19 protein-coding genes are annotated in these 12,273 nt (G+C 39.8%); 3 read left to right on the forward strand and 16 right to left on the reverse strand.

Annotated features, from left to right (window positions below; all coding sequences use genetic code 11):
* Window positions 1-5: 5 nt before the first annotated feature.
* The 6 genes from R2S08_RS07315 to R2S08_RS07340 all read right to left on the reverse strand — a co-directional run bounded on the left by R2S08_RS07315 (window position 6) and on the right by R2S08_RS07340 (window position 2,738).
* Complete coding sequence (locus tag R2S08_RS07315) at window positions 6-371, reverse strand: hypothetical protein (protein ID WP_316834545.1); 366 nt, start codon at window positions 369-371, stop codon at window positions 6-8.
* A 31-nt stretch (window positions 372-402) separates the two neighbouring features.
* Window positions 403-690 (reverse strand): immunity 53 family protein, encoded by a 288-nt coding sequence (locus R2S08_RS07320; protein ID WP_316834546.1) that lies wholly within the window; start codon window positions 688-690, stop codon window positions 403-405.
* A gap of 87 nt (window positions 691-777) precedes the next feature.
* Window positions 778-1,200, reverse strand: coding sequence for a DUF6896 domain-containing protein (locus tag R2S08_RS07325; RefSeq protein WP_316834547.1), 423 nt, complete (start codon window positions 1,198-1,200; stop codon window positions 778-780).
* Window positions 1,201-1,251: 51 nt separating this feature from the next.
* A complete protein-coding gene (locus R2S08_RS07330; protein WP_316834548.1) occupies window positions 1,252-1,572 on the reverse strand; it encodes a YbbC/YhhH family protein in 321 nt (106 codons plus the stop codon).
* A gap of 25 nt (window positions 1,573-1,597) precedes the next feature.
* Window positions 1,598-2,290, reverse strand: coding sequence for a type II CAAX prenyl endopeptidase Rce1 family protein (locus tag R2S08_RS07335; RefSeq protein ID WP_316834549.1), 693 nt, complete (start codon window positions 2,288-2,290; stop codon window positions 1,598-1,600).
* A 157-nt stretch (window positions 2,291-2,447) separates the two neighbouring features.
* A complete protein-coding gene (locus R2S08_RS07340) occupies window positions 2,448-2,738 on the reverse strand; it encodes a hypothetical protein (protein WP_316834550.1) in 291 nt (96 codons plus the stop codon).
* A 149-nt stretch (window positions 2,739-2,887) separates the two neighbouring features.
* On the opposite strand from R2S08_RS07340, the gene R2S08_RS07345 reads away from it, so the two are divergent.
* From R2S08_RS07345 to R2S08_RS07355, 3 genes are all read left to right on the forward strand, one after another.
* Window positions 2,888-3,490: a hypothetical protein gene (locus R2S08_RS07345; RefSeq protein WP_316834551.1), complete on the forward strand. Its 603-nt coding sequence runs from the start codon at window positions 2,888-2,890 to the stop codon at window positions 3,488-3,490.
* Window position 3,491: 1 nt separating this feature from the next.
* Window positions 3,492-4,322: an AraC family transcriptional regulator gene (locus tag R2S08_RS07350; protein ID WP_316834552.1), complete on the forward strand. Its 831-nt coding sequence runs from the start codon at window positions 3,492-3,494 to the stop codon at window positions 4,320-4,322.
* A gap of 85 nt (window positions 4,323-4,407) precedes the next feature.
* A complete protein-coding gene (locus tag R2S08_RS07355; RefSeq protein ID WP_316834553.1) occupies window positions 4,408-4,959 on the forward strand; it encodes a YbhB/YbcL family Raf kinase inhibitor-like protein in 552 nt (183 codons plus the stop codon).
* 33 nt (window positions 4,960-4,992) lie between these two features.
* On the opposite strand, the gene R2S08_RS07360 is transcribed toward R2S08_RS07355, so the two are convergent.
* From R2S08_RS07360 to R2S08_RS07405, 10 genes are all read right to left on the reverse strand, one after another.
* Window positions 4,993-5,322 (reverse strand): HipA domain-containing protein, encoded by a 330-nt coding sequence (locus R2S08_RS07360; protein WP_316834554.1) that lies wholly within the window; start codon window positions 5,320-5,322, stop codon window positions 4,993-4,995.
* Entirely contained in the window at window positions 5,291-5,644 is a 354-nt protein-coding gene (locus R2S08_RS07365; RefSeq protein ID WP_316834555.1) for a hypothetical protein, read from the reverse strand. The genes R2S08_RS07360 and R2S08_RS07365 overlap by 32 nt, the downstream gene beginning before the upstream one ends.
* Window positions 5,644-5,934, reverse strand: coding sequence for a helix-turn-helix domain-containing protein (locus R2S08_RS07370; RefSeq protein ID WP_316834556.1), 291 nt, complete (start codon window positions 5,932-5,934; stop codon window positions 5,644-5,646). The genes R2S08_RS07365 and R2S08_RS07370 overlap by 1 nt, the downstream gene beginning before the upstream one ends.
* 112 nt (window positions 5,935-6,046) lie before the next feature.
* On the reverse strand, window positions 6,047-6,277 hold the full coding sequence (locus tag R2S08_RS07375) for a hypothetical protein (RefSeq protein ID WP_316834557.1): 231 nt from the start codon (window positions 6,275-6,277) through the stop codon (window positions 6,047-6,049).
* Window positions 6,278-7,810, reverse strand: coding sequence for a C25 family cysteine peptidase (locus tag R2S08_RS07380; protein WP_316834558.1), 1,533 nt, complete (start codon window positions 7,808-7,810; stop codon window positions 6,278-6,280). It lies immediately after the preceding gene.
* 23 nt (window positions 7,811-7,833) lie between these two features.
* A complete protein-coding gene (locus R2S08_RS07385; RefSeq protein WP_316834559.1) occupies window positions 7,834-9,528 on the reverse strand; it encodes a S8/S53 family peptidase in 1,695 nt (564 codons plus the stop codon).
* A gap of 101 nt (window positions 9,529-9,629) precedes the next feature.
* Window positions 9,630-10,355, reverse strand: a complete 726-nt coding sequence (locus R2S08_RS07390) for a helix-turn-helix transcriptional regulator (protein ID WP_316834560.1) — start codon at window positions 10,353-10,355, stop codon at window positions 9,630-9,632.
* A gap of 86 nt (window positions 10,356-10,441) precedes the next feature.
* Entirely contained in the window at window positions 10,442-10,975 is a 534-nt protein-coding gene (locus tag R2S08_RS07395) for an N-acetyltransferase (protein ID WP_316834561.1), read from the reverse strand.
* A 50-nt stretch (window positions 10,976-11,025) separates the two neighbouring features.
* Entirely contained in the window at window positions 11,026-11,544 is a 519-nt protein-coding gene (locus R2S08_RS07400) for an antibiotic biosynthesis monooxygenase (RefSeq protein WP_316834562.1), read from the reverse strand.
* Window positions 11,545-11,842: 298 nt separating this feature from the next.
* Window positions 11,843-12,217: a glyoxalase superfamily protein gene (locus R2S08_RS07405; protein WP_316834563.1), complete on the reverse strand. Its 375-nt coding sequence runs from the start codon at window positions 12,215-12,217 to the stop codon at window positions 11,843-11,845.
* Window positions 12,218-12,273 lie beyond the last annotated feature (56 nt).

Below are 12,273 nucleotides of genomic sequence, written 5' to 3' on the forward strand. Positions count from 1 at the left end.
AAATATCATTGATTCCGATCTGGAACGAATCCATCTTGATTTACATCATCCAATACTACATAGGCCCTTAGCCAGCTTTCTTCACTCAACATTCTCCACTTGTGCCCTGTTCCTTCAACGTCGGTCGCAATAAGTATATCTCCTGGGTTTACCACAAAGGTACTTCCGTCTGTTACGGTAAATTCCAGAGAACCTTGTAGGGTTAATACATATTGATTCCTTGGCGCAGCATGCCAGTCAAATTCCCGGTGTGCGGGGTCATCCTGCTGGAAAAAAGTATAGGATGTGGGAACGCGTTGAAGTGTGGTTATTATTCCCTTTTGAAAGGCTGATCCTCCGTTTGCGGTGTTGTAAAGTTTGTAAGCAATCATAAATATGTTTTCGGCTGCAAAGATAACCCATTCAGTCCTCTTCGATAAACTTCTTAAAAAGGTTAATCAAGAAGTACAATTTACCCGAATCTCCAGCTCCAGTAAATTTTTCTCCATCTGAACTAACTTTATACCAGTCATTATCATCATTCAACGACTCTATAAATATCTTTTTACCTTCATGAGCGGTATCTATTAAATCTGCTTCAAATGACCATCCAGGATTATCCAAAGTATCGATCTTGACACCATATTGATGCTCCCAATCACCATCACAATTTGATTTATACCAATTAGAAAGCCATTCTATTATTTCCATTTTTTTGATTATTGATTTGGTATTTCATCCTCTCCTTCTTTTACATCAGATATAGACTTTAGTTCTATTTAAAATATCAAAAAGTTACTATTCAAACTTGTCTTGAAAAATTTCAATTCCACTAATTTGAAATATTGGGAACTTAACTCCATCAATATCTAAAAGAACAAGCCTTCCCTTTTGAACTAATTGTAGTAAACCAATATGAACATCTTCCAAACTAAAATCTAAGTTGTTCCACTTCTCGTTAGTTCTAATAAATTCATACATTTTCCAGCTGGAAAACTTAACAGGGAAATCATTCTCTGGTAAAAAATCAAATTCGCAAATAACCCCCTCTTTTTCAAGTCTACAACCGGCACCATGATAAAGGAAATTGTAATTACCAATTTTCCCATTATTCGTAAGTATGTAGTCCGCCTCAGTTTTATTTTGATTTTTTATAAGATTCTTATATTCTTCAATAAAACTGATGTAATCAATCAAAACTTCCTTTAAATAATTCTCCATTATAATAATACCATCATAACTCTTTGTTCAGCTTCTTAAAGTACACAAAGATTATTTCCCATGAACAAGATAAATAATTTTACCATCAGACTTCTGTATTTCTAAATGTGGAACGCCTCCTTTTTGCTCTTTCAAGGTGCCTTCTACAACCCAAATATTTCCATTTTTTAAGGTTGCAACAAATGGTTTCTTTTTAAGAACCTTCTCCCCATAAACCCGAACGAAAAGTATTTGCGCAATTTGTACAGCTGTAGTGCTATCGGGTACATACCCTTGACTGACATCCCACTCTTTTTGTTCTGTACTGTGTTGGCAACTTGTTAGGAGAAGCATCGTTATTAATACAATCGACAAAAAGGCAGTTTTCTTCATAGATAGTTAGTTTATTACCTAGTTTTCATCTCCAAAACCATGCAAGTGGAATAACAATAGCATTGAAAATCCCGTGTAATAAAATTGAATACTTCAGGCCATATTTTAATCGGATATATCCCATACTTAGCGCACCAAATGATTGAGATAACATATAAATCACAAATGAAGGGTCAGTTAAGGTAAGACCTTTTACGTTTCCTAAATGTATAATTCCGAAAACCAAGGCTGTAAAGTAGAAATGAAATCCATAATATTTACGCCAGAGGCTGTGTATCTCTCTCTTTCTCATACTACTGACTGTAGCATAAATTGTAATTCCCAGAACAAGGAATACAGCATAGATCACAAACTTGATATTTTCATCCTTAAAAAAATAAGCCATGATCGCTGACAAAGAAATCATTATAAAACAAATTGCCAATTTCCATTTTCGCAATTGATAGCGGAATATGGATTCCTCAATTACCGGGGCCAAGACACAACCTAGAATCATCGCGCCTAGAAATCCATATTTGAAAAGATCAAATGTTTCATAAGTTCGGATCAGGTGATATTTTTCAAGCAGGAAGTATATGGAAACTAGAATTCCGGCAAAAAGGAGATCCAACAGGAGCAACCAAACCAAATCTTTCCTGGCTAATTTGCTGTCTTTACTAAATCTTAGCAGACGAGGCTGTTTTAAAAATTGCCAAAAGGCGGAGAGCGTTTCTTTCATTAAATAATCAGGTTGGGTACTTTCCAGTAAAAATAATTAAAATTACTCTGATCATCACGCGATACTACCATCTGTTACTATACTTTCAAGCAAACCTTGTAAAACTTACAATTAGCAGCGTATAAACATTATGTGGCATAGATCAACCCTCCTCTCGTTATATAAATATCGGTTTCTCAATACTCAATGCCTGAAGCATATTTGAAATTCTTTGCAAATCATAAGGAATTAAATCATCTGACTGCAGCGATTTTTGAAGAGTCTTCCAGTCATCAGTTAATTGTCCTATTGAGAAATCCCCAGGCTCCTTATTGACATCGTAAATCTCCCTTTCATCAATTTTCCAATAATAATCACTTTCTATTTCAATTTCATTCCCATGAAACTCTTTATATTTCAAAAGAATTGCAGAAATCATCTGCTCTATATTGTCCAAGTTTAATTTCATCTTGCCTATCCTTTTTAATATTGGCTTTTGTCTAATCACCCAATGATTTCTCAAAAGTGACGCAAATCCAATAGCAAATAACATTACTATTTAATTCTCTAAATCTGATCGGTATATTGGCATTTTATTAAAGCAATGAACACTCGTATATGACAAATAACGAAAAGCAATTTTGGGATTGGTTTAAAGCTAACGAAGCAAAATACTTTTTTCTCAATCAAATTGATGATGAGAATGAAAGGGAGAGACTTCTTGATGAGTTACTTTTTCATTTACAGGAATACTGTGACCAGTTGTTTTTCGAGGTTGGAGGAGTTCCAGATGAAAAGCAAGACCTAATTCTTTCAGCGGGAGGAAATACCGATTTTTTCAATAAAGTTGACGATCTTGTAAGTCAGGCACCGTCATTAGAATACTGGAATATAATTGCTTTTAAGCCGGCTAGAGAAGATTACAAAATTGAATACAATGGGATTAAGCTAAATCCGGATGAGATGTATTTTATTCCCCTAAGCAGTAAAGCATCTCAACAAATCGGACTTAGAGTATACATAGAGGATTACAATTCCATCAACCAGGCTGATTTTCTAGTGGCTACCTATTTAGTTCTGGACAATGTTTTAGGCGAAAAGTCAAGTGCCCTAGATATTGGCTATGTGGAGATTGAAGACCTATCAGTTATTTCTGAAATAGCCGAGCTAATTGAATTGGTCAAGCTCCCAAGATATATTAAGTGGAAGAAATCTAAGTAACATGTATCACGTACCAAATGATCTCCAGATCCCTGATTTACTTAAAAACAACGTATCTGTTTTTGACTACCACATGCAGCAATCCTCTGGTAAGCTCATGACAGTACTCAACAGGAATGTGATCAGCTTTCTATTGGAAGGCAGCAAGGAGATTTACTATGGTAAGGAATACGACCATACGAACCAGGACCAGTTCATGATGATCTCTGCGGGGAACTGCATTATGACGGAAAAGACTTCAATAAACAATAACTACCGAAGTGTGCTGCTGTTTTTCAATTATACTGCGGTATCCAACTTTATAAAAAAGAACAATATCCTTGTTTCTAAATCAGATAACAATCCTTTCCTTGTTTTAACCTATGATGAATATATCCGCTCTTTTGTACAATCGCTGTTAAAAACAGAAACCATTTCAGACCTATTACTACCCAATTTTATGGAAAACAAACTCCATGAGTTTTTGTATTACATGGTTAGTAAAATAGGTCCTGCTTTTCTTCATCCTTTTCTAGCTAATCATTCAGATGAAAAGGAACAATTTCATGAGCTTATTGAAAAGAACAGTTTAAAAAAGCTTTCTATTGAAGAGCTCGCATTTTTAAACAACATGAGCCTGTCTACTTTTAAAAGAACGTTTACCAGGATATACCATATGCCGCCTGGAAAGTGGTTTTTGAAAAAGCGCCTCCAATTCGCTACGGACTTGCTTTTGAAAGAAGGAAAACGCCCCTCTGAAATCTATGAGGAACTTGGGTTTGAAAGTCTGTCTAGCTTTACCCAGGCTTTTAAAACAGAATACAAGGTAACACCTAGACAATTTAAAGCTTAAAATTGAACTTTTAGCAACATTTTTTGAGCTTTAAGAGATCGTAAACCGAGCTCTTTCTTGCTTCCTTTGTTTAAAAATTTGTTGTATGAAAAGGATAATTTTAACGGCTATGGCATTGTTCACTTTGATAGCCATAACAAATGCACAGACCTTTACTTTGAGGAGTAAAGAGATTGGAGGACAAGGAACAAAAAAGCAGGAGTTTAATGGTTTTGGCTGTGATGGAGCCAATGTATCACCACAATTGTCCTGGGAAAACGTACCTGAGGGAACAAAAAGTTTTGCGGTAACGGTATATGATCCTGATGCGCCAACTGGCAGCGGTTTCTGGCATTGGGTGGTGTTTAATATACCGGCTAATGTAAAGGAATTGGTTAGCGGCGCAGGGAGCCTGGACGGCAAATTGCTTCCGGCCAATGCAGTGCAAGGTATTACAGATTATGGCATTAAAGGCTTTGGTGGCCCATGTCCGCCTGTAAATCATGGTCCGCACCGGTATATATTCACGGTTTATGCCTTAAAAGCGGACAAATTGGATATTGATTCCAATACAAATCCTGCTGTTGTTGGTTTCAATTTATGGTCTAACACCATTCAAAAGGCATCTATTGTGATGTATTACGAAAGGAAGAGCTAGATATTGACTTTGATAAATGGCTGGTCCTGCCATTTATCCTGTAACTAATCTAAATGCAGGAGACATCGTTTCCTGCTCTGCTTGGGATATACCCAATTTCGATGCTAATACTCGCCAATCCTTAACTGCAGTAACGATTTCATGGAGAATTTGATCCATCTGATCTTCATTAAGTTGAAAAAATTGACCAACACTTTTAGCTAGCTCAAAATCCAGTGCATTATTATCCATGTCAACATTTAGAGCCAGCCCATTTTTATCTATTGAGGGGTTAATATCATAGGCTGGCGACAATCTCCAGCCTTTTTCTTCCAGTAAAAACCCGTGGTTCCTAAAATGCGCCCAATAAGAAATCGATCTCATAAAGTTTTGGTGTCGACTCTCCTTTTATGCGAGCTGTTTGTGCAGCACGACGAAGCATGAGCTTTCTACCCCAGGTATCGGGCATTGAATCCATAAATACACCAAAATTGTCTTTTTTAACTGGATATTGAGTACCTGAATATAATCCAATTTCTGGATCAAGTAAGAATACCTGATTTGACTTTAACCAATCTTTATTATACTCAAAACCGAATATCCTGCTCCCTTTACTTTGCTGTGCAGATACTACACCAATGCATTTTGGGCTGGCCATTCCCTTCCAATGAGCGTACACCCATATATCTGTTTTTGTCGCTGCCATTACGTTAACAGATCTAAGTCCTGAAGTTTTCTGCCAAGTTCATCGTCTACAGCGAGTTTAAGGAAATCCTCTTGCAAATTTAATGCTCTCAGAACATTAAAATAAGAACCCATAGAGACAGTAGGATCACCCTGTTCTATCTTGCGGAGGGTTACCCGGTCAATAGCAGCACGTTCGGCAAGCTGAATAGCAGTTAGTTTCCTACGTTTTCGGGCTAACTTGATATTTTCACCAAGTTGATCCCAAATTTTTTGATACTTGGGAAATACAACGACCTTCCTTGATTTCATAATGGATATTATTATATCCAAATATAACTAAAATGAATATAATAATATTCATTTTGACAACAAGATTGAATAGTTAGCATAATCGAGATACGATACAACCTCCTGCCATTCCTTATTCCACTTCTGTAACATCTCTCGCTATAAAAAGATAATCAGTCAATTCTCCTTCTACGGTTACATTTTTCCCTGCGAAACTTTCCAGGTCAGAACATTCAAATGGATTTTCTTCCTTCCGCTGAAGGAGGTAATCTCCTGTAGTGGTTTCCAGGTACACCGCATCATGCTCACTTTTGGAGCCTGTCGCAAAGGGTTTTAGAATGATCTTTCCGGTAAGTTTCATCATTTACCTGCTTAAGTATTCGCGGTAGCCCATGAACTGATTACCACGTTCTTTAACAACAAGGACTTTCAGATCACAGATTCCATTATCAAAGATACTTCCTTTTTGGAACACATGGTAGCGAACTTTCTGTTTACCAGCCAGATTGGGTATATTAAAGGTATGAGCTGCAATAGCGAAATCGTTAGTGAATACTTCATCAACCTCAAAAACTGTTTTCAGATCGGCTACTCCAAATTTAACCAGGTTTTGGAGTGATGGAAACTCCAATAACGGGTTTTGAGATCTCGAATCGCTGATCTTTTCGGTGTTGGGAATGGTTAGACCGAGATTGATACCTTTTGCCTGTAAGGTCATCCGCCTGTCTTCGATGGTGTTCATTTGCTTAGGCTCTGGAGATTGTACGGGATGTATAGACGGGTCTCCCAGAATATGGAATTGTGCCAGGGTTTTCAATTCATGGAAGTCAAGGGTGGGCCCACTTACGCTGAGGAACTTTTGACGTGCAGACAGAAGCGCACTACCGCTGGAAGAACCATTCAGGATATTGATGCTGAAATACTGACACATCAGATCTGCCAAGCCTTGACCCGATGCCGGACCATAAGCTACAGTAGAGCTGCCCATAAAGACCGTAGCTTTGTTTAATAGATAAGTGCTGGCGATGCTCATCCCTGTCCCTGTGGTTAGTAATTGTGCGCCGTAGCAACATTCCGCAGAGACAAAGGCTCCTTGGCTGACTTTTCCCAACAGATCGGCCGGGCGTAATGCTTCAGGATAACTGCCTCCTTTTTGCCCATAAAAGTTTGGCCGGCTGAGTGCACCATGGAGGTTAAAGAAGTGAGGAAGGGTACCTATTTCGCCAGCATTATAGCTCCCTGCCAGATCCGGTGGACTGATTTTCATCTGGAAAGCATTGCTAAAGGTATTTCGCAAACTGATCTGTGTGGATCCTGTCCAGACATCGGCAGAAATGGCAAAATAATTTTTAAAAATACCTGGATCTGCGGGTACTGAAGTGTTGATGGTTTCGATGACCGTTTTTACATATTCAATGTCTCCGGTTCCTTCTTCCTGATCGTTTAAGGGCATATCAGGAATTCTGCCAACCACACGTGTAGGACTGGTAAAGGCATTACAGTCGGTACTATAAGGGGAATCACAGGCATAAGGAAGATCTGACGGAATAAGTACATCGGGGTCGCTGCCTGACACACCTGGCTGGTGAAGCTGATTGACCAGTTGTTGAAAGGGAAAGATGTCCTGGGCACCAAAAATGGCCAGATACTCGGGGCTTTCTTTCCAATAGATCTGATCTACAATATTCTTACAGGCCGCTTCATCAAAGGTTGCTGGAATTGGATAGCCATATTTCCCGGCGGTTGCCACATCATCGACATAAAGAATTAGCGTTGATAAACCCTTTGCAGCATCTGCGGCAACCAGGCTGCTAAATATGGTTTTAAGCTGGGCTATATTGACCCCATATTTCTTTTTGAGTTTACCTTCCAGGGTAAGGACGATCTTCTTTGCCATCTCTATATCGTTATGGGGTTAATTCAATTGAATTTACTTTTTAAAAATGCTTTTAGTGTTTTCGATGCCGCGGGATGTTCCATTACTGCATTTGCAAAGGAATCCCAATGGAGTGCGCTGATTTCGTTAAAGTCTACCTCATCATCACTAATTTGCCGGGCGAGTTCCGGATAGCTGTACAACAATTGCCATAACTCGGTATTGAACATGTCTAGCCTGGACTGTTGTTTTTCATCAGGTACTTCTTTGAATATAGTATTTAAAATCGGGAACCAGGGGGAGCTGTCTTCTGGTGTTTGGGCGATATCGGTCTTAACGGGCACCTTCAAGGCATCGGATGCTTGAATAATTCCATTACCGAAGTATTGGGAATAATCGCCAAATCCAGGTTTAACAGTCTTTTTTGCAGTGCTGAACAGGGCATTTCGAATGGCTTCAACACGTTGCCAGGGTTCGGCCGCGTCTAGCTCCTGGTGGTTCTTTTTATAATAAATGGCAGCAGCGGCTGCAATTTGCGGTGTTGCAGAAGAGGTTCCTGCACCGTTGAATTGTACTGTTCCGGTTGTGTAATTAGCCCAGAGTATATTGGGTGTAAAAGCAGCGAGTGCCTTTTGCATGTCTTTGGACGGTCCGTAATTGCCTTGCATTTCATTGATCAGACTGGTGTAATAGGGCGCGTTATTATAGGTTACTCCACAGGCGGCAATAACCCGATGGAAACGGGCTGGGTAAACGACATGGCGGGTTGGCAAGCCTGCAAAGTTATTTCCGGCAGCGGTTACAATGGTTATGCCTGCCTCATAAGCTGCGTTTACGGCATCGGCCCATGCCCTTGAGGGTGCACCTCCCATGCTCATGGATACCACATGCACCTGGGTTCCGTTATGTACAAGATCTGTCAGGTAATTCAGTGCTTGTGCAAAGGCGCTGGTTTTAAAAAGAATAACTGATTTGGAGATCCGGCAGCTGATCACCTCTGCAAAATAGGCTGCGCCCAGATAATCATTAAACTCGCCGGTAGCTGTGGTCAACTGGATTTTATCGCCGGCTAAAATACCTCCGGTTCCAGTACCATGATAGGGCTGCCTGAGCATTCCTTTGCTTCCAATATCCAAGGCTTTGTCTGCTTGCTCGTCTTCTATAAAATTCTGCTGATAAGGATTGTCTCTTATTTTCTGCGGAATGGCAAAATGATCGGTATAGCCGGTATCCAGATGGCCTATCCGGACAACATAGTCATCAAGCTCGGCTACTTCTTTTCGAGCGCTTCCAAGTTGTGAATGGTCATCGTCAAGATGCCAAACCAGGTTTTGTGATGGCGGCCAGTCTGGGTCTACGTCATCTCCTTTGGCTTCTGTACCAAATGACTTGGCGGAGGTGGTATCGAAATGATCTGGCATCTTATCGTCTACCGTATATTCCTGCCACAGATCGGGCTCTATAAACCGGTAATTGTTACCAGAGTTCAAAGCGGCATGGGCAAGATCCCAGGGATGTACTTCTACATCGTTCACCGCAGTTCTAACGGTCACCTTGGTGGCCAGCACGGAATCTGCGGGCAGAGCTTTGGATTCAACAACTTGTTTAAACAGGGGGGCTGTTTTTTCCACCGGAATACCTGCGGCTTCCAGATCGGCCGCGATATCAGGTACCGTTTTCATCAAAGGATCCTGGCGGTATTCTATGATGAGTTCAATGGGTTCGTTGTATCTTTTCATAATTTCTACTACAATATCGCCATAATTATGTTTGCATAAAATAGCTAAACCTAGTCATTACAGAATGTTAATATTCAGTTGTTTTAAAAGAAATTTAGCCTTTAGATAATGCCAAAAGACACCGCAAATTTGATGAGCTGGGAAAGGGAGTTGGTTTCCAGTTTGTGAATGATGTTTTTACGGTGGTTGTTCACGGTATGGATGGACAGGTACAGACAGGAGGCAATTTCAAAGCTGCTCTTCCCTTCTACAATAAGCCGGATAATTTCTTTTTCTCTCCTGGACAAGAGGTTGAACCGGTGGAGGTTTTTCCGGATAAAGGCATCGTCTTCTACAAGGTTACTGAGTTTCCTGCCTGCATAACTCATGTTATTTACGGAGAAGGCTATATGGATCATTTTAAGGGCATTTCCGGGTTCGTTTGAGGGATAGAGCCTGGAGGTGGTGAAATACCATTTGTAGTCGTTGTTTGCGTCTGGTCTTACCCGTTGGAAAAAAGAGTATACTTTATTGGCGTCTCCTTCATTAACGAATTGAAAAAGGTCATTTTTGATCAGGGTGATTTCTTCGGCCGGAAAAAACCGGCTGAAGTATTCCGGCCCCATTGCTTGTAGTTCTTCTTTGCTGTGTTTAAGGTAATCGCATCCGGTCTGGTTCATATAGGTATTGGTGAGGCTACTGAGGTCCTGAACCATGACGCTGCCGGGGATGTAGTCTCCAATGTCTTCGATCTTAAGGATTTTGCTGGCAATATTATTCCCTAAAGACAGAATCTGTGCCTGGCAATGTTGCTGCATCTCCAGTTGGGAGAGAGATTTAATGGCCATAGTTCAAAGCGTTAATATGAGTAAACTATATTATACAGATTGTGAGACGATTACGTAAAGATAATCAGGATTATTGACAAATGGGATTATTTTTTTACTTCCGGAAACCAAGCCATTGGAATGTCTGCTTCAAATGAAGTACCGTTATTGCTGATTCTTTTTTCAAATCTTCCTTCAATTCGAAAACCGAGTTTTTCATATAATTGAATGGCCTTTGAATTCGTTTCCCTCGCTATAAGTTCAACTCTTAAAATTTCTGGTCTATTGGATTGAACTTCGGCCAACAATGTCTGAAACAACTTTTTGCCCAGCCCTTTGCCTTGAAAGTTAGGATCTACGGCAATGGTAAGTTCGCTTAAGATATGTCTAAAAACCTCAGGTTCTAGCTTGTAACAGTGAATTTCAGCAATAATTTTATCTTCATTCCATCTATCGGCAACAATAAACTGTAAGCCATTTTCAAATGCTTTCTTAGTAAAGTGCTCTACATAGGCTTTTGTGATCTCAGTCTCCGTACGGGCAAGGCCTCCAATTACCTTACTAACATTTTTGTAGAGTTCAAAAATTTTGTGGATGTCTTTTACTTCGGCTTTTCTAATCAGTAATTGGTCGGTGTTCATTTAATGGAGCTTAGTGTATTTTGATTTGGAGTGAAAATTATCTTTTCTATCTAGGACCTGATCCATTTATTCAGAAGCTTAGTTAAAAAAGGCATAACTACCCAGGTTAACATCAGAACCATGCAAGTTGCTGTAATCAAAAGTCGGACTTCTATTGGAAAACCTTTGATCAATGGACCAATTGTATACGACAGAAAAATACTCGTCGGGAAAACTCCACACAGCGTTACAACGGCCATTTTCCATCTTGGAGGTGCTATTGGCGAACGAAACCAGGCTTCCAGCCCATTCAATTCACGATAGACCGGTGCTTCGGTTATCGTCGATGCATAGGCTTCCCAGTCTTGAAATTGTTTAGAAGCATAGAAAGCGTCTTTTTCTGCCTTGTCTTTAAATGTTCTTAGAATTCCAATAGTACCATCATCAACACCTGGAAGCCCTGTAATCATACTGGCTCCGTGCACACCATGATGGTCAAAGGACTCCCCCATAAACTGATGCAAAGCTGCTTTAAATTCTTCTTCCTTTCCAGGTAAAACCTTTCGGGTGATGGCAATGTGAATGGGCATGTCTTTCTTCTTTAACCAAATTTATGAAAAAGATTTAAGCTGTGCTCAACTAATAGGTACGAGATCTATGCGCAGCATTTCTCCAGGCAGCCCATGCTCCCGTGCTCCAGAGCGCCTATATGACTAGAACCGGCTGAAACGATTATCGTATTTTGTTTAATATCGTTTACTTTAACCTATTAAGTTTTTCAGCCCAGATGCTTCTATAAAGGGTACACTGGCTAACATATCAAAATCTTTTCTGCCGAGTCCTTTCTTCTTGCCATTCAGACTAAGCGCTGCATCCTTTGCCCAATTATCATGAATGCGAATCTGTCACTTCGCTAAAAGAGATCCTGTTTCCAAAAGGATCATGTACTGTAACCAGAATCTCGTTATCATTCCACTCAGGTACCATTATACCCGGACGGTTGTATTTATATTCTTTATCAAGAAGTTGCTGATGATAGTCCTTTAAAGACTTAAATTCCTCAATCCGTAGATGTGCTCCAGGGCTGGAATCACCATGATGCTCTGATAAATGAAATACAATATCCCGCAGCGAGATCTGCATATAAATAGGAGAACCTTCTGGGCTATGCTTCCAATCTACTTTGAAACCAAGCCAGTCTACATAAAACTCGATTGCTTTATTGTAATCGAACATGCGGAGGATAGGTATTATCAGTGTCATATAAAGATTTTTATGATTTCACTAATCTACAAGTTTATCAATCTATCTAAAAGAGA

Origin of the sequence: Pedobacter nutrimenti, from assembly GCF_032678445.1 — a bacterium.
Lineage (GTDB): Bacteria > Bacteroidota > Bacteroidia > Sphingobacteriales > Sphingobacteriaceae > Pedobacter > Pedobacter nutrimenti_A.